The sequence below is a fragment of the Neptunitalea chrysea genome (assembly GCF_027924145.1).
In the GTDB taxonomy this organism is placed as follows: domain Bacteria; phylum Bacteroidota; class Bacteroidia; order Flavobacteriales; family Flavobacteriaceae; genus Neptunitalea; species Neptunitalea chrysea.
Window position 1 is genome coordinate 1 of record NZ_BRVP01000035.1, and the last position, 19,696, is coordinate 19,696.

13 protein-coding genes are annotated in these 19,696 nt (G+C 35.9%); 8 read left to right on the forward strand and 5 right to left on the reverse strand.

The features are described 5' to 3' along the window. Positions 1-115: 115 nt before the first annotated feature. Both NBRC110019_RS16035 and NBRC110019_RS16040 read right to left on the reverse strand, forming a co-directional pair. Entirely contained in the window at positions 116-1,687 is a 1,572-nt protein-coding gene (locus tag NBRC110019_RS16035) for a hypothetical protein (protein WP_281756487.1), read from the reverse strand. A gap of 124 nt (positions 1,688-1,811) precedes the next feature. Further along, on the reverse strand, positions 1,812-5,231 hold the full coding sequence (locus tag NBRC110019_RS16040) for a DUF8818 domain-containing protein (RefSeq protein WP_309297655.1): 3,420 nt from the start codon (positions 5,229-5,231) through the stop codon (positions 1,812-1,814). Positions 5,232-5,348: 117 nt separating this feature from the next. Here NBRC110019_RS16040 and NBRC110019_RS16045 point away from each other — a divergent pair, with 117 nt between their 5' ends. Both NBRC110019_RS16045 and NBRC110019_RS16050 read left to right on the forward strand, forming a co-directional pair. Next, positions 5,349-6,113, forward strand: coding sequence for an exodeoxyribonuclease III (locus NBRC110019_RS16045; RefSeq protein ID WP_281756488.1), 765 nt, complete (start codon positions 5,349-5,351; stop codon positions 6,111-6,113). A gap of 10 nt (positions 6,114-6,123) precedes the next feature. Beyond that, positions 6,124-7,065: an OmpA/MotB family protein gene (locus NBRC110019_RS16050; RefSeq protein ID WP_281756489.1), complete on the forward strand. Its 942-nt coding sequence runs from the start codon at positions 6,124-6,126 to the stop codon at positions 7,063-7,065. Between the two features lie 9 nt (positions 7,066-7,074). Here NBRC110019_RS16050 and NBRC110019_RS16055 read toward each other — a convergent pair whose 3' ends face one another. Together NBRC110019_RS16055 and NBRC110019_RS16060 are read right to left on the reverse strand one after the other, a co-directional pair. Beyond that, positions 7,075-7,974 carry a hypothetical protein gene (locus NBRC110019_RS16055; protein ID WP_281756490.1) on the reverse strand — a complete coding sequence of 300 codons (900 nt, stop codon included), beginning with the start codon at positions 7,972-7,974 and terminating at the stop codon, positions 7,075-7,077. A gap of 415 nt (positions 7,975-8,389) precedes the next feature. Then, positions 8,390-9,625, reverse strand: coding sequence for a 3-deoxy-D-manno-octulosonic acid transferase (locus NBRC110019_RS16060; RefSeq protein ID WP_281756499.1), 1,236 nt, complete (start codon positions 9,623-9,625; stop codon positions 8,390-8,392). Between the two features lie 474 nt (positions 9,626-10,099). Here NBRC110019_RS16060 and NBRC110019_RS16065 point away from each other — a divergent pair, with 474 nt between their 5' ends. From NBRC110019_RS16065 to galE, 4 genes are all read left to right on the forward strand, one after another. Next, positions 10,100-10,807: a hypothetical protein gene (locus NBRC110019_RS16065; RefSeq protein ID WP_281756491.1), complete on the forward strand. Its 708-nt coding sequence runs from the start codon at positions 10,100-10,102 to the stop codon at positions 10,805-10,807. A gap of 25 nt (positions 10,808-10,832) precedes the next feature. After that, the gene (locus NBRC110019_RS16070) at positions 10,833-12,440 is read left to right on the forward strand and encodes a hypothetical protein (RefSeq protein ID WP_281756492.1); all 1,608 of its coding nucleotides are present in this window, start codon (positions 10,833-10,835) and stop codon (positions 12,438-12,440) included. Between the two features lie 201 nt (positions 12,441-12,641). Continuing rightward, entirely contained in the window at positions 12,642-13,775 is a 1,134-nt protein-coding gene (locus NBRC110019_RS16075; RefSeq protein ID WP_281756493.1) for a DegT/DnrJ/EryC1/StrS family aminotransferase, read from the forward strand. A 49-nt stretch (positions 13,776-13,824) separates the two neighbouring features. Continuing rightward, entirely contained in the window at positions 13,825-14,847 is a 1,023-nt protein-coding gene (gene galE / locus NBRC110019_RS16080) for a UDP-glucose 4-epimerase GalE (protein WP_281756494.1), read from the forward strand. 28 nt (positions 14,848-14,875) lie between these two features. Here the strand turns inward: galE and NBRC110019_RS16085 are convergent, their stop codons facing one another. Beyond that, on the reverse strand, positions 14,876-15,385 hold the full coding sequence (locus NBRC110019_RS16085) for an alpha-ketoglutarate decarboxylase (RefSeq protein WP_281756495.1): 510 nt from the start codon (positions 15,383-15,385) through the stop codon (positions 14,876-14,878). Between the two features lie 134 nt (positions 15,386-15,519). On the opposite strand from NBRC110019_RS16085, the gene NBRC110019_RS16090 reads away from it, so the two are divergent. Both NBRC110019_RS16090 and odhB read left to right on the forward strand, forming a co-directional pair. Continuing rightward, positions 15,520-18,312 (forward strand): 2-oxoglutarate dehydrogenase E1 component, encoded by a 2,793-nt coding sequence (locus NBRC110019_RS16090; RefSeq protein WP_281756496.1) that lies wholly within the window; start codon positions 15,520-15,522, stop codon positions 18,310-18,312. 121 nt (positions 18,313-18,433) lie between these two features. Next, the gene (gene odhB, locus NBRC110019_RS16095; RefSeq protein ID WP_281756497.1) at positions 18,434-19,636 is read left to right on the forward strand and encodes a 2-oxoglutarate dehydrogenase complex dihydrolipoyllysine-residue succinyltransferase; all 1,203 of its coding nucleotides are present in this window, start codon (positions 18,434-18,436) and stop codon (positions 19,634-19,636) included. Positions 19,637-19,696 lie beyond the last annotated feature (60 nt).

Below are 19,696 nucleotides of genomic sequence, written 5' to 3' on the forward strand. Positions count from 1 at the left end.
GTCAGGGGCTTCTGCATAATCTGCTTGGTTTTCTATAGGAACCTCAAATTGAGCATTGACTAAACTAGTTAAACAAAGAAAGGTGAGTAGTAAAATTTGCTTTTTCATAATTTTTTTAATTTAATTTTGTCCAAATATATGATCCGTCAATTAAAAAGGCTCGATGTAAATTAAGACCACAATCGAGTTTTTTTAGAAATTCTGTAAAGAATAATTCAAAAAGCGCATCTTCTATGTCGTCTTGACATGTGCCTGGGCAGGATGTTCTTGTCTTGTCTAATACCATTTCTCTATAAGTATCCTTTAAATAAGTAATTAATGGAACATTATCGTCATCTATGGTGATTGTAACGTTTAAAAGATCGTGATAAAATTGTATTGCCTTTTGCGAATCTTCTATAGTAAGGGCGTATAATCCTCTTCTAGAGACCAAAATGGAGACAGCATCTTCGCCGTTTGCATTTAGATTTTCTAGTTGTGAAGAAAATTTACAAAATCCGGCGATGTCTTCAAAGCTTGGTATTGGTGCTAAACGTGTAGTATCTCCTGGCTGATTAATTATTGGGGTTCTTTGGTGAAGATGAAGTTTTATTCTTGAATTAGATTGGGCATCAGGAAATTTAGTAGTATCAAAGTCAAGGTCATTGTCTGGAACCACATACTCGGAGTACGTTCCTCCTAATTCAAGCCTAAATTCACTGCCAAGCTCTGTCTGTGTACTGTCTATTTTACTTACCATATAATCGATTCTATTTCTTATGATATCAATGTTTAACAGATTTTCTAATTTTGTAATAATAGGATCTGGCTCTTCATCTTCAATTTCTTCCTCTAAAACTGGATTTGTTATAATTGGGACATCATCATCATCTCCACACCCTCTACATCCAACATCGGTACTTGAATCATCAGAACCGTCATCTGAGCCACCGCCTCCGGTAGAACTATCACCTGATCCTGAATCTCCACTATCACTTGATCCTGAATCTCCACTATCACCAAAGCCTGAACCTCCAAAGCTTCCGGTATCATAACAATTTGAAGAGTCATAAGACAAATACAAATCGCCACGCTTTGCATCCACACAGGCCTGTCCTGCTTCGTGATCAAGACCAAACGGACACATTAGGGTTGCTATTGTACATCCGTCTGATTGCACAAGCGTAAATTTACTAGAATAAGTGTTTGTATTGTAAGTTATAGGAGTTAATTCTTTAGTGGCATCTAAACTATATGCATTATCTGCTGGTACATATAAAGGAGGAGCATTTAATATGTATTTTATAATATATGCCTTAGGAGAGTTTATACTGTCTAAAACAACAACTAAATTTTCGAACGTACTGGGTTGTATGGTGTCTCTTCGTATTAAAAAAGTATAGGAGGTATAGCTATCCGAAGAAAATTCTTTTATTAATGTAGAATCTATTGTAAAATTATACTCATGTTCCATAATGGTCTTGCCATTTTCTTTTAGAAATAAGTTCTTTTTATTAAACATGGCGTCAAGTACTGGTTTAAATTTTGTTTCTTGACTTAGTTCGTTAAAGGTCTTTCGCTTGAAGTTATATCCTATCTCATTTATAGTGTTAGTTTCAGCTTGGATAAAAGTATCATCGGGCTGACAACTAGTTATAAATAGTAGCAATATAATACCGTAATAGTAAGGCCAACTTTTTATATTCATAACATTTAATAAGGTACTATTTAATTTTGTTGCAAAAATATTTTTCTTTTAAAACAAATCTATACCTACAAATGAGTATTTTTTTACTGATAACCGTACAATATGTATTTTTTGGCTATTACTATTAAAAATACGCCTTTAACTGCACACTGCCTGTGTGTATGGTTTTAGAGCTTTCAGATTTTCTACCGTAATAAGAGAGGTTGAGGTCTAAAAATTTGGTTAGTTGTTTTTGGGCTATAAGTGTCCATGTAAAGTTTTTACCTTCTTGTAATCCTTCTAAAATTTGGTAGCCTACAGCAGAATAAGCATTACCGTCAAACGTATTTTGGTAAAAATCTACTTTTCCGTTAAGCGAAATTTTTTGTGCATTGGAGTAGTTAAATGAAAAGCCCAAATTGTGCTGTTCTAAATTATCAAAATCTCCCATTTGGTTTTGTTTGTGTTGGTATTGGTAAGTGAAGTCTAACTTACTGTTTACAGATAGAAAATAGCTTACCGTAGGTGAAACACTATAACTATCTATTTCGTAATTTCTACTTTCGTAGTTTTCAGAGGCACTGGTAGTTACTGTATTTTTTCCGGTAAAGTTTACCAACCAAAAGGTGTTTATTTGGTGTGCAAACTGTGTTTGGTGACTTTGTATGGTACTTTCTTGTGCACCCACTGCCAACAGACTTTTGCTTTTGGTATTTAAAAAGGTGTAAGAGGTGGTGTAATGTTGCTTTCCTCTGTTATAAAACAAGGTGTTTTGAAACGATTGATTTAACGCTAAAACATCGTCCCCGTTATTAGCTCCCAGCGGATTCAAATTAAATTTATTGCCTTCTCGTTTGGTTTTACGGTCTATAAGTAGTGAGGTTTGGTTATATAGTCTGCGTACCCATTTCCCGAAACTGTGTTCGGTTGCTTCCCAAATCCCCGGATTTATAGTTAAGGTTTCACTAAGCTTGGTTTGGTGTGAGTTGATGTAGGTCTGGTTTGGCAAAAATACCCGTACATAGGTAGCCTGATCCTGAAACTGGGCTACTTCAAACTCATCTATTTCTTGTATTCCGTTCTCATTATAGTCGTTCCAGGTATATGTACCTTGTCCGGCTTCTACTTCTACATAGCTAAATTCTTGTTGGGCTACTGTACCTGCATTGGTTTCGTATACAGTACCCATTTGTACAAATCCTTTCCAAAGTTGCTGACTGTATTGTATACGCGAATTTAATGAGTTCTCGTCGGCATCGTTATCATATTCATATTTAAAATTACGATAGCTGAGGTAGGCAGCTAAATTGGTCGTTTTGTTTTTAATCAATTGCGAATTGATGTAATAGGTATGAGAGGTGTTGTAATGCGTTAATCGGTTAGAACGAATACTGTCGTTAATACGATATTTATAGCCCACTTCACCAAAAATGTTCAGGCTATCTCCTATACCTGTATATACTTGGTACTCCTTATAACGTTGCGACAAATTGGTTAACTCATTGGTGGTAACATCGGTTTGTTGGTTGTTTTCATAGTTAAGCTTTACGCCCACCCAGTTTTTAGCAAAGCCATAGGCAGCGGTTGTATAGGAGCGGGCAAAGGTAGAAGAGGTTTCCGTACCATTATTTTGCAGGTAACTACTATTAGTGGTAATAGCTAGTTTATTTAATTTTAAATTAGCCTTTGCCACATGACGCCCCCCGTACGAATAGTTTTTAAAGTCTAAATACTCAAATTGGTAACTGGCACTTCCTGTTTGGGGGTGTTGGTAGGAGAGTCCGGCGGTCATTAAGTTCTGGTTGCTTTTAGGAGTTGTCTCAATATTCCAGTCACGGTTAAACTCTATGTTGTAAATACGTTCAATACTCTGAAAATTGTCTTGTATATAATCAATGTTAGCAAAGGCATCTAACGTGCCATTTGTATTTAAAATAGTCTGTTGAATATTCATTTTTCCGGCAAAACCCGTATTGTTTCCATCGTCAATATCTGAAAATAAATTCTCATCGTCATAGCTTACGGCTCCTTCAAAAGTTACCGCTGTTTTTTCGGTAGGTCGGTAAGCACCATTTATTACCGCTACCTGTAATTTAGTGGGTGCATTTAAAGTGGTAATTGGGGCATAGGAACCTTGCGGAACTCCGTTCACAGGAGCTACATACTCGTATACTTTTCCGGTAGCCAGTGTAGTGCTCAACACATAATCTCCTTCATTGGTACCTACATACGTAAAGGTGACACTAAAGAGGGTATTGTTCTCATCACTTGAATACACGTATACAATTTCTCCGTCAACTACTTGAGTAGTATATTGTACCTGATTTTCATCGTAGGTAGTTTCAGAGGCAGAGGGAGCTGTCATTAAATCGGTGTCATCTCCGGCAGCTTGTAAAATGGCTATTTGTTCTTCCGATAAATTTTCCTGTACAGGCTGATTTTTAGCGTCGTTCTCAGAATATAAATAGACACCCAGATCTAATTTATCAGAGGTGTGTTTTATCCCATTATAACTTACATAGCGGGTATAGTTATAATCGGTATATTGGTATTCTATCTTAATACGCATATCGGAAGTGATAGGGTATTTAGAGGTAAAGATAACTTCACCCGTACTATAGTCTATAATATAATCGTTGTTCTCACCACGTTCTAATAAGATACCGTTTACATACACCCGTTCGCTACCCGATACTATAATTACATACACATCGGAGCTGGAACCTGATAGGTTATAAGGTCCCTGATTCCCTTCTTGTCCGGTAAAATTTACCGAGGTATAAATTCCTCTTACCACAGCTCCCGAGGCAAAAACTTCCGTTTTACTATCGCTGTTTGGAGAAAGGTTGGCAGAAAGCAATAAACCTTGTACTTTTTTAGTGTAGTTCATAAAGTAGGTGTCACTATTCTGTAGGTTGATGTCTCCGGCTCTAATGCCCCAGTTTTTACTTTCAATTTCTACAAAAATCTGATCAAATTCTCGTACCCGTTGTGAGTATCCGGTAGATTGAATTGGGATGTTGTCATCTCGTATCGAAGCCCGTAGCGTAATGTCATTCGCTAATTTTCCCGAAATCTGTAAGTCAAGCTGTGAGTTAAGTACAGCGTTTTGATTGTTACCAATGGTAATACCTCTAGAGATACTCCCCGAAGTATTTAGTCCGTCAAATAAATTTACGTCTTCTTTTTTTACCTGTTGTAGCGCATACAATTGATCCATTCTGGCATTAGAGCCCACAATTACAGCAGGGTCTACTGCACTATAGGAGCGCGTTAAAAATTCAGGGTAATTTAAATAGTTAATCTGTACGGAGTCTAGTAAAATAGTAGCTTCCGGACTAAAGGTTAGGGTAGCGTTGGCAAAGTCAATACTGTATAAAGTGGAATCGATGGGTTGGTTTTGAACATCTAAAACTTCCAGATAGGTGTTGTTGATAGGAACCGTATCTAATACAATTTTCTGAATAACTTTAGCCTTCTTGCTTTTGTAATTAGAAGGAATCTCCTGCGCCTGTAACGTACAGGCGAATATGCAAACACAGATAAGCAGAAGTTGTTTCATCATTCTAAGAACAAAAATCTATCTAAAATATTTTAAAATATGCCCGAAAATAAAATTTACATGCCGATTATTCGATATAAATCTGCGTAATATTTATTTTAGCTGTTAAAATAAACTTTCATGAAAATTATATCCTATAATGTAAATGGTATTAGAGCCGCCATTAAAAAGGGTTTTTTAGAGTGGTTGGTAAGTGCTAACCCCGATGTTATTTGTTTACAAGAAATCAAGGCAACTGCAGACCAATTAGATCTTAGCTTATTTGAAGAGGCAGGGTATCCATACCATTATTGGTTTAGTGCAGAAAAGAAAGGATATAGTGGAGTGGCTATTTTAAGTAAAGTAGAGCCTAAAAATGTGGTATATGGTACAGGTATAGAGTATATGGATAAGGAAGGAAGAAACCTTAGAGCAGATTTTGACGGGGTTTCTGTAATGAGTTTGTATTTACCATCGGGTACCAATATTGATAGATTAGCACATAAGCTACAATATATGGCCGATTTTCAGACCTATATTAGCGAGCTGAAAAAAGCTACCCCTAATTTGGTAATTTGTGGTGATTATAATATTTGTCATGAAGCTATAGATATTCACGATCCTGTTAGAAATGCAAAAGTTTCAGGATTTTTACCAGTAGAGCGAGAGTGGATAGGGAATTTTATTGACAGTGGATTTATAGATAGTTTCCGTTTTTTTAATAAAGAACCGCACCATTATTCATGGTGGACGTATCGTGCCAATGCCCGTAACAATAATAAGGGTTGGCGTATAGATTATAATATGGTGGCAGTACCATTACAAGATAAATTAAAGAGAGCCGTTATATTACCAGAGGCAAAGCATAGTGACCATTGCCCTATTGTAGTTGAACTAGAAAACTAAGTAATTGTATATGATAAAGAGAGTGATTACCGTTATGGCATTAATTGCTATAACAACATCTTGTGTATCTACCAAGGTATATAAAGATTTGGAGGATAAGTACGCTGAGTTAGCCGAAGAGCGCGATTCCCTTGCAATGAATAAAGAGGTCCTAAAGGTAAGCGTAAATAAGTTGGAAAATCAAAACTCTAAACTACTTACCGAATATGAAAATGTAGTTGAAGAGCGCAATAAATTAACGCAAGAAAAGTCGGCTATAGAGAATAACTTAGCCAACTTAAAAGCTTCGTATGATGCGTTAGAAAAGCAAAGTGAAAAGAGTCTTGCCGATAATGCTAAAAAGAACAGAGAGTTACTTGAGAAGTTAGAAAAAGAAAGCGATCGTTTAACGCAATTAGCGTCAGAACTAGAGAAACGTTCGGCACGTATAGATGAGTTAGAAGCGGTAATAGCGGCTAAGGATGCAGCTATGAAAAGGCTGAAAGAATCATTATCTAAAGCGTTATTAGATTTTGAAGGAAACGGTTTAACCATTGAGCAACGCGATGGAAAAGTATACGTTTCTATGGAGAATAAGTTATTGTTTAGTTCGGGTAGCTGGTATGTAGGTACCGATGGTAAAAAAGCGGTAATGCAGTTGGCTACTGTATTAGCACAAAATCCGGATATTTCTGTATTGATTGAAGGACATACTGATAATGTACCGTATGCTAAAAATGGTGTTATTGATGATAACTGGGATTTATCTGTAAAACGTGCTACAGCGATTGTTAAGTTATTAATCGAAAACCTGGGTATAGATCCTGCTAACATTACGGCAGCAGGGCGTAGCGAGTTTGCTCCGGTTGCAACTAATGAAACCAAAGAAGGAAAAGCTAAAAACCGTAGAATAGAAGTAATACTTACACCGAAACTAGATGAGGTGACTAAGTTACTATCAGACGTTGAATAATCTAGTTAGTTAGTTTTTGTTCCTGTTTTCTATGGCGGTAGTTTGGCGTTTACGCTCTAAAAACCATAGTTGTGCCGAGTTGTACACATTATGAAATACCAAGTAGAAAACAGGGGCTAAACCTACCATAGGGTTTACATAGGTAATACTTATCCACAAGGCGAACATGGTGTTTTTTCTTCCGATTGCCAGTCCGCTTTCATATTTAATAGCTTTGGGTGCGGTCCATTCTCCTACCTTAAAGTTGATAAATCCAATTACACAGGTGATGCCTGCAATAAGTAATATAGTATTTATAGATACTGTACTGTGGTTCTGAATATAATCAGAACAATTACCACTGGCTATAAACATGTTAAATATAAACAGGACGAATGAAAATGGTTTTAGGGGTACTATTTTCGCCGTTAATTTAGGAGTGTAATTAGTAACTAATTGCCCAATAATTAAAGGAATACCCAGTGTAATAAATACTTGTAGTACAATAAAAATAGGGGATACCAATAAAGGCTCCTTAGTGAGTAATGGCAGTGCTATCGGTATAAAGATCACCGATACCAGATTACTGAGTACTGTAGATACGGTGACAAATGGTACGTTTAATTTCATCATGTTAGCAACTACGGCTGCTGCTGCTGCTGTTGGTGCCGCCCCCAAAATAAAGCCTACCATGGCTAAATCGGGAAACAGTAGTTTTACCCACCAATAATGAATAAAAGACAGGAGTACTACCAATAGTGCTGCTTGTATGTGTGCGCGTCCAATTTGTTTGTAGGTAATACGTATACCTGTAAAGGTGAGGAATAGCATGATAATTAGCGAATACCTTATTAAAAAAGTAAGCTGATGCAACTGTGGTAGCAATATACCTAATGTAATGGCCGCTACAATGTATATTGATTTTTTCAAGCAAAGAATATTTTAACTATAAAGATAATAGTTTCAGTTGCAAAACACGAATGATGCTTCAAATAAAAACATGCTGCTCATCCGGCTGTTTTATTATAAGGATGTCATTATACCTTATGATGTATATTATTTTTCGTCAGGGTCTAGTGTTTTTTTAAGGAGTTTCAGAACACGATGTAAATATCAATGTTGCTACCAAATTAATACTTAAAAATAACTTCTTCATCATCCGATTTTTCCAGTTTTGAGTAAAACTAATGATGACCAAGCGGATAGCTAATTTAAGGAACGTTAAAAACTTTTAAAGAAATGATAATAGATTATGGAGTTTACGTAGTTGTATCGCTAAAACCAGTTTTCGGTAATATGCTCCCAACTGGTAATCTCTGCACAGTAACTACCCTTTTGTTAAGCTTTATAAAAGGGTGTTCTTATTAATATACCCCATAATCTTCTCTGTAGCCTTGCTGTTAGCCTGCAAAAAAGAACTATTAATAGTACCTATTTTTTGTTGCTCTGTTGGGTTTTCAAGTAAGTGATTGAGCTGTTCGGTAAGTTGGTTGGCATCGGTTACCGAAATAATACCCCCTTTTTCTACTAATAGTTTGGCTTCGTTAAACTTTTTATAGTTTTTACCAATAAGCACCGGTATACCAAAAACAGCAGGTTCTAAGGTATTATGTAATCCGCTGGTACCCATACCGCCACCCACATAGGCTATATTCGCATAGCTGTATACCTTGGTTAGTAACCCAATGGTGTCTATAATAAGTACATCGTAATCAGCCAGATTTTTTTGTTCCATTTGGGTATAACAAATCACTTTTTTCTGTAAAACAGATAGAATAGCGGCTATCTTTTGTGGTTTAATCTCATGCGGAGCAATAATAAACTTTACTTTCTTATTGATATTGTTAATAAAGGGCAGTAATAAAGCTTCATCTTCTGGCCAAGAGCTACCAATTACTACACAAGGTTTGTTGTCTTTAAACTGCTCAACAAAGTCTAAGGTATTGTTTCTTTTTAAAATTTGTAGCACACGGTCAAATCGGGTATCACCGCATACGGTAGTATTGGTAAAGCCAATAGCATGTAATAATTTTTCAGATTGTTCTTCTTGTAGAAAGAAATGGTTGAAGGCTTTTAGTGCAGTACGCATATACCCGCCATACCATTTGAAAAATGATTGTTTTTCTCTAAATATACCAGAAACTAATAAGGTAGGTATGTTTCTTCTTTTAAGTTCGTTTAAGTAATTAGGCCAAAACTCATACTTTACAAAAAGCGCTAGTTTGGGGTTTATGGTATTTAGAAAGTGGGTAACGTTTTGTTTGGTATCTAAAGGCAAATAGGTAATTACATCGGCATCTGTACTATTCTTTTTTACCTCATATCCTGATGGCGAAAAAAAGGTAACTACCAATTTATATGTAGGATACTGTTGCTTTAATTGGTGCAGAATAGGGAGCCCTTGTTCAAACTCTCCTAGTGATGCAGTGTGCATCCAAATGACTTTATCATTTGGTTGTAATGCATTAGAAAGTATAGAAAATACTTGTTTTCTACCCACTATAAATAGCTTTATTTTTTTATTGAATAAGGCTATAATGGTTAAAATCCCTTGAATTATATACAGTAGTATTGAATACATGGTATTGATATAAAATAGGTTCAAAAGTAATTTATTTTAATTATTTAGAGGATGTATTTAAGGAATGGATTCTTTAAAGGTTTATTTTTTTGAGAGTGGCATTAGTTTAAACGTCTACTAAAAGATGTCTAAAAAAGGGATGGTGCTCACTGTTAACGTATATAACTCCCCTTTTTTTGCGGTAGGGAAGATATTTACTTACTGTATAATGTTGAGGTATAAATTAATTAAATACCAAATTATGAAACTAAAATTCAACTTTATGCTATTTGCTTTAAAATAAAAAGTAATGACTACTTATACAGTAGTGTTTTTTTATATGTAGTAAGTTTTTTAAATTTTACGCATGAGAGTTTTCTTTAGGGAATCCCCTAAAACGGTAAGGATTACCCCTTTTTGGTATGAATACTTATAAATGAGTATATGTAAATAATTGGTTTGGTGTATTTTAGTGGATATTTAACACGATAACCTATGATTAGAAAACTCAAACTTATTGCACTTCTTGCGTTGCTTGGTACCTATGGGTATGGGCAGGAACAGGAGGAGCTGGAAACAGAAACAAAACGACCTCTCGGGTATTCGGTAGCCATTAATGGTTCAAGCCTTGGGGTTGGAGGGGAATTTGGTGTGTCGGTAAGCGATAAAATTTCGTTGCGCTTGCGAGGGCATTACCTGAATTTAACAGAAGCCTTATCTGATGAGGAGCAGGATATAGGCGGGGAAGATTTTATTGTAAATGCCGGTCCTAAAAGTACGGTATTAGATATTTGTATGGACTACGCTCCATTTAGGAATAGCAGTTTTAAGCTAATAGCCGGAGTAGGGTATTTTTTAAAAGGAGATTTTACGGTTCATAGCGTAAACAAAGATGGGTATATGTATGGCGATATGGTGATTGCTCCTGAAGATGTAGGGACGCTCGACTTTAAAGTAGATTACAAAGGATTGGCACCTTATTTAGGAATAGGTTTTGGGAGAGCTGTGCCTAAGCATCGAGTAGGTATTGGATTGGAATTGGGAACTTTCTATTTGGGAGAACCAGAAGGATCTATTGTTACTACTGAATTATTAGATGCAAATATGATAAGAAGGGAAGAGGATTTTCAGGAAGATATCTCTGATTATAGATGGTACCCGTATATCAATTTACGAGTAGCTGTTAATCTTTTAAAATCTTAATTGTAAAAACGTAAAACGATTACTCATGATGAAAAAATTACATTGTATACTTATAGTAGCTTTTGCTACCATGTTTTCGGCTTGCGATAAAAGTCCGGGAGAATTAATAGATAGCGTAGACGATTATGTAAGTCTAAATAATAGCTTTAGTATTATAGATCAGACGCTTATGATAGAGGTTGTAGATGCCGCAGATGGTGTTACGATACCAGACAATATTACGGTTTCAGTTAGTGGAGAAGATAGTGAGTATGTATTTGAATCTGGCGGTACTAGAGACTATCAAACTATAGATGGTAAATTATATTTAGCCGTAAACCCTTCGTATAATGCGGTGGAAGGAGATGATATTGAATTTAATGTGCTTATAGAAGCACCGGGCTATTTATCGGTAAATGCAGAAGTATATATTAGTGAAAATGAGCCGGAACAGTTGTTAACGGTTCCAATGATAAATTTAAGCGCTACACCTTCAGGCGTTGCTAATACTACAGCGACTTTTGGATTAACAGGAAATGGGCTTGCGGGAGATCAGCAAGTAACAGTTGCGCCAGGTACAGATAAAGAAACAGGCGCAATAGTTACTTTACCAGATGGACTTCAGTTTTATGATGCTAGTGGCAACATGATTTCTGGTAGTTCGGTAGAAGTAAGTTTAACACATTTTGACGCTAATGAAGAAGAAGCCGGAATTACTTTTCCGGGTGGATTTATGCCAAATAAAGTTATGAATGAAAATGGAGTAGAAGAAGAAGTGTTTTTTAGTACTGCTGGTTTTGCTTCTATTGATATGAGCGTGGCTGGTAGTGATGTAAAGTCGTTTAGTAATCCTGTATCGGTATCTATGACCATTACAGATGATACCTATAATGTAGTTGATGATGTAATGATTACTGCAGGCGATGTGATTCCTATATGGTCGTACGAAGTGGCAACAGGTACTTGGCAATATGAGCAGGATGCTACGGTAGTGGAAGAGAATGGAGAGTTGACCGTAAATTTTGATATAACCCATTTATCTTGGTATAATATAGACTATAAAGGTGCTCGCTGTTCGTACTACGTGAATGGTGGAGTTAGTGTTATAGGAGATGGAAATTATAGTAAATATGCCTATTGCGAGTTGGTATATGCTAGTACAGGGCAATTAGTGAGTTATTATGCTGCTAAATCCTATACTCTTTATAACGGACAAAATATTAAATTTTACAATGCACCTTACGCGTATTGTAAGTTTAGAGTGTATTCAGGTACTAGTCGCTATTCAAAAGGAACTTTGGTTGCAGAATCGGCCTCATTTCGTCCGTGTTCAGATGCGGTTAGTATTACTATGCCTTCCGGATATTTTCCGGTTCCTGTAACACTTAAAGGAACGGCTTCTTGTGCTAATGGTTCTATAGAAAGACCTTCTTTTCATGTGTATTATAAATTGCCGTCTTCAACTTATTATAGCTATTTGGGGTATGTGTATAAGGGAGAAATAGCAACAACTAGATTAGATGTTGGTCAAACGTATGATTTCGTAACGTATTATAATAATAAAGTGTATTATGAAACCATTACAATTGCTCAATTAAATAATGTTGTAGATTTTCCTTTAGATAACGCAACTTGTAATCAGCTTTTTAATTAGACTTAATAGTTTCATTTTTTAATTTTAATTGAATTATATGGCGATTATCAGTTTATAAAACTGATAATCGCTTTTTTTTGTGGTATTGGTTGGTTTGGTAGGCGATAAAAGGCTACCTGTTATTTATCTAATAAATATTGAATTGATTGTTTAAGGATGTGTAAATTTGTATTATTGTTTATTATAAAGAGTGCATTTTAAATGAAGAAAATACAAATGGTTGACCTTAAAGGTCAATACGAAACAATTAAAGATCAAATTGCTACTTCATTTGATGAAGTTTTATCTAATACTGCTTTTGTTAACGGACCTGAAGTTCATGCTTTTCAGAAAGAATTAGAGGAATATTTAGGGGTAAAACATGTAATACCATGCGGTAATGGTACCGATGCTTTACAGATTGCAATGATGGGGCTTGGGTTACAACCAGGCGATGAGGTAATAACGGTAGATTTTACATTTGCGGCAACTGTAGAGGTTATTGCTTTATTACAATTAACTCCTGTATTAATAGATGTAGAGCCAGATACATTTAATATAGATATAGAGGCTTTGAAAAAAGCTATTACACCTAAAACCAAGGCTATTGTACCGGTGCATTTATTTGGTCAGGTAGCCAATATGGAGGCGGTAATGGAAATTGCAAAAGCGCATAACCTATATGTGATAGAAGACAATGCACAGGCAATAGGGGCTAACTATACATGGACTGATGGAACTAAGCAAAAGGCTGGTACTATTGGACACGTAGGAGCAACCTCTTTTTTTCCTTCTAAAAATTTAGGATGTTATGGGGATGGTGGAGCTATCTTTACGAATGATGATGATTTGGCGTATACTATTAGAGGTGTTGTTAATCACGGAATGTATGAGCGTTACCATCACGATGTAGTGGGGGTAAACTCTCGTTTAGATGCTTTGCAAGCTGCAGTGCTACGTGCCAAATTACCTTTATTAGATACGTATAATAATAGAAGAAAAGAATCGGCTGCAAAATATACAGCAGCCTTAAATGGGGAGGAAAGTATTGTAACACCTGTGCAAACAGGAGAAGCAGATAGCCATGTGTATCATCAATATACCTTACGTATTACAAACGGTAAGCGTGATGGTTTGGTAAAATATTTAAATGAAAACGGTATTCCTTGTGGGGTATATTATCCTATACCATTACATAACCAAAAGGCATATACAGATGAGAGATATAATGAAGCTGATTTTGTGGTAACTAATCAATTGTGTAAAGAGGTAATAGCGTTACCAATGCACACCGAGTTAGAGGATGACCAAATTGAATTTATTACCACTAAAATAAAAGAGTTTGTAAACGTTTAGTGCTTTTGCAATAGATAACTTTATACTAATTAACGCTAAAAATATACTTATGAAACAAATTTTGGTAACCGGAGGACTTGGATTTATTGGTTCTCATACGGTAGTAGCTTTACAAGAAAAAGGATACGAAGTAGTGATTATAGATAACCTATCTAACTCGAGTATAGAGGTGTTAGATGGTATTGAGCATATAACCGGTGTAAGGCCAATTTTTGAAGAGTTAGATCTTAGAGATAAAGAGAAAGTTGAAGCGTTTTTTAGCACATATGCATCTGTTGAAGGTGTAATTCACTTCGCTGCTTCTAAAGCAGTAGGAGAGAGTGTTCAAAATCCGTTATTGTATTATGAGAACAACTTAGCAGCTTTAGTATATATTTTAAAGGAGTTAGCTAAGAAAGGATCTGCTAATTTTATTTTTAGCTCTTCTTGTACCGTATACGGGCAACCAGATACACTTCCTATTACTGAGTCGGCTCCTGTTAAAAAAGCTGAGTCTCCTTACGGAAATACCAAACAAGTAGGGGAAGAAATTATTAAAGATACTTGCAATATAGCAGCAGGTTTAAAAGCTATTGCTTTACGTTATTTTAACCCTATTGGGGCACACGATTCTGCCGAGATTGGTGAATTGCCGCTAGGGGTACCTCAAAACCTAGTGCCGTTTATAACACAAACTGCTGCCGGATTGAGAAAAGAGTTATCTGTGTTTGGTGATGATTACCCAACCGAAGATGGTACCTGTGTAAGAGATTATATTCATGTGGTAGACCTTGCTAAAGCACACGTAATTGCTTTAGAACGTTTGTTAGAAGATAAGAACGAAGGGAATTATGAAATCTTTAATTTAGGTACAGGAACAGGAAGTTCTGTATTGGAAGTGATTCAAAGTTTTGAAAAGGTTTCAGGAGAAAAACTAAATTACAAAATAGCACCAAGAAGAGCGGGGGATGTTATTGCAGTGTACGCAGATACAACCAAAGCAAACAATGTGCTAGGATGGAAATCTGAACTTACTTTAGATGATGCTATGGCATCTGCCTGGAAGTGGGAGAAAAAAGTAAGAGGTTTATAGTTGATATAAAAAGGTTGTATATCAATCTTTAAAAATAGATTCTTATAAAAGGCATCCATGCATTTGCATAGATGCTTTTGTTTTCTTTATACAATACATCGTAACGTATCCCGAAGGTTACATTTTCTGTTCTATATCCGGCACCTACAAAAAACGCAGGGTACCAATAGTTTTCGTCTTCGTAGTAACTATCTTCATAATTTTGAATAACATTCAAGACCTCAAATTCACCTGATAATTGAAGTTCATATATAGGATCATAGAGTCCAATTAGGCTTGGTCCCCAGATGGTAGACTTGTAAAAATCTTTGTCTTTTGCGTATGCAAAATTCATTCCTGTACCAGCTGCTATCCTCTCATTTTTAAATTGATATATGGCGCTTGGAGAAACGATAGCGCTAAAATATCCTTCTCCAAAGGCTAAACCAAAATTTCCTCCGTAAGAAACATGCTCCCAAAAATCGTCATCTGTTTGAGAATAAGCAGTTAAAGAGATGAAAAATGAGATTATTATAGTAAAAAATAGTTTTTTGTGCATAATTAAGAATTTAAGAAGGGCTCTAAGAAATTCTGCTAATTTTGTATACAATATATTTAATTCTTCCTGCTAATATACTTATTTATTGTATTTTTGCTAAAATAAAAAGAACACAGTTTTCTGAAAAAGATATCATGGATAGATTTTCATTTTTAAATGCTGCACATACAGAATACTTCGCAGAGTTATATGACCAATACTTACAATTTCCTGATAGTGTAGAGCCAAGCTGGAGAGCTTTTTTCCAAGGTTTTGATTTTGGATTAGAGAGCGCAGAGACGATGGTTGTAGAAACGTCGGAAAGTTTAAAGGTTCCTTTGCCGGGTACCAATAACGTTGTAGAGATTCCTGATAATGTTCAAAAGGAGTTTCAGGTTGTAGAGCTTATTAACGCGTATAGAACTAGAGGGCATTTATTTACCAAAACCAACCCTGTACGTAATAGAAGAACGTACACACCGACTATAGCAAAAGAAAACTTTGGATTTACAGATGCGGATTTAGACACTGAGTTTTCAGCGGGTAAAATCTTAGGTATAGGCAAAGCTTCTTTACGAACGATTTTAGAACATTTACAAAATATTTATTGTGAATCTATTGGGGTAGAGTATATCTACATTAGAAAACCCGAAGAAATTAAATGGATTCAGGAAAAATTAAATGTTAACGAAAACAGACCTTCATACAGTGCTGACAGAAAGAGGCATATTTTAAGAAAGCTTAGTGAGGCTGTTTCTTTTGAAAACTTTTTGCATACCAAATATGTGGGGCAAAAACGTTTCTCATTAGAAGGAGGGGAGTCTTTAATACCTGCCTTGGACGCCGTTATTGAGCAGGCTGCAGAATATGGAGTGAAGCAGTTTGTGATGGGGATGGCGCACCGTGGACGTTTAAATGTACTAACTAATATTTTTGGCAAATCGGCTAAAGATATTTTTAGTGAATTTGATGGTAAAGATTATGAAATGGATGTTTTTGATGGGGATGTTAAGTATCACCTTGGATGGACATCAGACAGGTCTACAGATAACGGAAACCGTATTAATATAAATATAGCACCTAACCCTTCTCACTTAGAAACAGTGGGGGCAGTAGTAGAAGGTATTACTAGAGCAAAGCAAGATCATCATTATCCTGATGATTTTTCTAAAGTATTGCCTATTGTGGTACATGGAGATGCTGCTATTGCAGGGCAAGGATTAGTGTATGAAATGGTGCAAATGGCTCAGTTAGATGGGTACAGAACCAATGGTACGATACATATTGTAGTAAACAATCAGGTAGGTTTTACCACTAATTACTTAGATGCTCGTTCGTCTACGTATTGTACAGATGTGGGGAAAGTAACTTTGTCCCCGGTATTACATGTTAATGCAGATGATGCAGAAGCGGTTGTACACGCGAGTTTATTTGCGCTAGACTTTAGAATGCAATTTAAGAGAGATGTGTTTATAGATTTATTAGGGTATAGAAAATACGGGCATAACGAAGGTGATGAGCCTCGTTTTACGCAACCTGTACTTTATAAAGCTATTGCTGCTCATAAAAATGTTAGAGACATTTATGCTGCTAAATTAATTAGTGAGGGTGTTATAGATGCCAATTATGTTTCTAAATTAGAGAAAGATTATAAAGCCAAGCTTGAGGAGAATTTAGAAGACTCTAGAAAAGAAGAGAAAACCGTTATTACTCCGTTTATGGAAAACGAGTGGAGTGGATTTAATCTTGCTTTAAGAGATGAAATGTTAGCTGCTGTAGATACTTCTTATAACAGAGCTAAACTTGATAAAATAGCTGAAACGATTACAAAGCTTCCAACAGATAAAAAGTTTATCAGAAAAATTCAACGTTTAATTGCAGATAGAAATGCTATGTATTTTGAACGTAATAGTCTTGATTGGGCTATGGGTGAATTGTTAGCGTATGGATCTTTGTTAGAAGAGGGTTTAGATGTTCGTTTATCTGGTCAGGATGTAGAGCGAGGTACGTTCTCTCATCGTCATGCAGTAACTAAGGTAGAAGACAGTGAAGAAGAGGTAGTATTATTAGAAAATTTAGGAGAGGGACAAGGAGCTTTCCATATTTACAATTCACTACTTTCTGAATATGGTGTTGTTGGGTTTGATTATGGATATTCTATGGCGAATCCTAATACCTTAACGATTTGGGAGGCACAGTTTGGAGACTTTAGTAATGGAGCTCAAATTATGTTAGATCAATATATTTCTGCTGCAGAAGATAAATGGAAAATGCAGAGTGGGTTTGTAATGTTATTGCCTCACGGTTATGAAGGGCAAGGTGCAGAACACTCATCGGCTCGAATGGAGCGTTATTTACAATTATGTGCAAAAGACAATATGTTTATTGCAGATTGTACTACGCCTGCTAACTTTTTCCACTTGTTAAGAAGACAGTTAAAGGCTCCTTATCGTAAGCCTTTAGTCGTATTTACTCCTAAGAGCTTATTGCGTCATCCTAAAGCGGTTTCTACAATAGAAGAATTGACGGAAGGAAGCTTTAAAGAAATTATAGATGATGAATCAGTAGCTGTAAAAGATGTGAAAACGGTTGTTTTCTGTACAGGTAAGTTTTATTATGACTTGTTGCAAGCAAGAGAAAATAAAGAGAGAAACGATGTTGCTTTGGTAAGGTTAGAACAGCTTTTCCCGATGAACAACGATAAGATTAAAGATGTAATTGCTAAATATAAAAATGCAGATGATATTGTTTGGGCTCAGGAAGAACCACGTAATATGGGAGCTTGGGGGCATATATCAATGCATTTAGATTTTGCAAGAAGCTTTAGAGTAGCCTCAAGAAGATTTTATGCATCTCCTGCTGCAGGTAGCTCTACAAGAGATAAAAAACGTCAGAACGAAGTTATTGAGTACGTTTTTGACAAGACTAAAGATAATATGAATAAATAATTAACAGGTGCGTAATGAGGTTATTAGTTTTAAATTTGTAACCTGAGCCTTGTGATAAAGAAAAGCGTAAATAAGTTGCACTTTTTATAAATGTCAATACCAAATAATAAAATTATAAAGTATGATTTTAGAAATGAAAGTCCCTTCTCCGGGAGAATCAATAACTGAAGTAGAAATTGCCACTTGGTTGGTACAAGATGGTGATTATGTTGAAAAAGACCAAGCTATTGCTGAGGTAGATTCTGATAAGGCTACTTTAGAGTTACCGGCAGAGGCAAGCGGAATAATTACGCTTAAAGCTGAAGAAGGTGACGCGGTTGCAGTTGGTGAGGTAGTATGTTTAATAGATACAAGTGCTGCAAAACCAGAAGGAGAAAGTACTCCGGCAGCTGAAGAGAAAAAAGAGGAGGCTGCACCTAAGGCAGAAACGCCTAAAGAAACCTATGCTACAGGTACTGCTAGCCCCGCGGCTAAGAAGATTTTAGCTGAAAAAGGTATTGATGCCGGTGCTGTAAAAGGGACAGGTAAAGACGGTAGAGTAACTAAAGATGATGCGGTTAAAGCTGTACCATCTATGGGGACACCAACTACTGGTGGTGCAAGAGGTGAGAGTAGAAAAAAACTTTCTATGTTGCGAAGAAAAGTGGCTGAAAGATTGGTTTCTGCTAAAAATGAAACCGCTATGCTTACTACTTTTAATGAGGTAGATATGAGTGCTATTTTTGCTGTTAGAAATGATTATAAAGAGGTATTTAAGGCAAAGCACGGTGTTAGTTTAGGATTTATGAGTTTCTTTACTAAAGCAGTTGTTAGAGCATTGCAAATGTACCCAGATGTAAACTCTATGATAGATGGAGATTACAAGATTTCATATGATTTCTGTGATATTTCTGTAGCTGTATCAGGGCCAAAAGGATTAATGGTTCCTATTGTTAGAAATGCAGAGAACTTATCTTTTAGAGGAGTAGAAGCAGAGATTAAGAGATTAGCACTAAGAGCGAGAGATGGTAAAATTACAGTTGATGAAATGACAGGTGGTACCTTTACTATTTCTAATGGAGGTGTTTTTGGTTCTATGATGTCTACGCCTATTATTAATCCACCTCAAAGTGGTATTTTAGGGATGCACAATATTGTAGAGCGTCCTATAGTTAAAAATGGAGGTATTGTGGTAGCGCCTATGATGTATGTGGCGTTATCGTATGATCACCGTATTATTGACGGTAAAGAATCTGTAGGATTCCTTGTTGCTGTTAAAGAAGCTATAGAAGATCCGGTTAATCTATTAATGAATGGTGATATCAAAAGAGCTTTAGAGTTGTAATAAATAACTTTTATAGAAATAAAAAAACCTTCTTTTAAAGAAGGTTTTTTTATTTTAGAA

Coding starts and splice junctions, on each gene's coding strand:
- NBRC110019_RS16035 (WP_281756487.1), bottom strand. CDS start 1,687: ATGAATATAAAAAGTTGGCCTTACTATTACGGTATTATATTGCTACTA.
- NBRC110019_RS16040 (WP_309297655.1), bottom strand. CDS start 5,231: ATGATGAAACAACTTCTGCTTATCTGTGTTTGCATATTCGCCTGTACG.
- NBRC110019_RS16045 (WP_281756488.1), top strand. CDS start 5,349: ATGAAAATTATATCCTATAATGTAAATGGTATTAGAGCCGCCATTAAA.
- NBRC110019_RS16050 (WP_281756489.1), top strand. CDS start 6,124: ATGATAAAGAGAGTGATTACCGTTATGGCATTAATTGCTATAACAACA.
- NBRC110019_RS16060 (WP_281756499.1), bottom strand. CDS start 9,625: ATGTATTCAATACTACTGTATATAATTCAAGGGATTTTAACCATTATA.
- NBRC110019_RS16065 (WP_281756491.1), top strand. CDS start 10,100: ATGATTAGAAAACTCAAACTTATTGCACTTCTTGCGTTGCTTGGTACC.
- NBRC110019_RS16070 (WP_281756492.1), top strand. CDS start 10,833: ATGATGAAAAAATTACATTGTATACTTATAGTAGCTTTTGCTACCATG.
- NBRC110019_RS16075 (WP_281756493.1), top strand. CDS start 12,642: ATGAAGAAAATACAAATGGTTGACCTTAAAGGTCAATACGAAACAATT.
- galE (WP_281756494.1), top strand. CDS start 13,825: ATGAAACAAATTTTGGTAACCGGAGGACTTGGATTTATTGGTTCTCAT.
- NBRC110019_RS16085 (WP_281756495.1), bottom strand. CDS start 15,385: ATGCACAAAAAACTATTTTTTACTATAATAATCTCATTTTTCATCTCT.
- NBRC110019_RS16090 (WP_281756496.1), top strand. CDS start 15,520: ATGGATAGATTTTCATTTTTAAATGCTGCACATACAGAATACTTCGCA.
- odhB (WP_281756497.1), top strand. CDS start 18,434: ATGATTTTAGAAATGAAAGTCCCTTCTCCGGGAGAATCAATAACTGAA.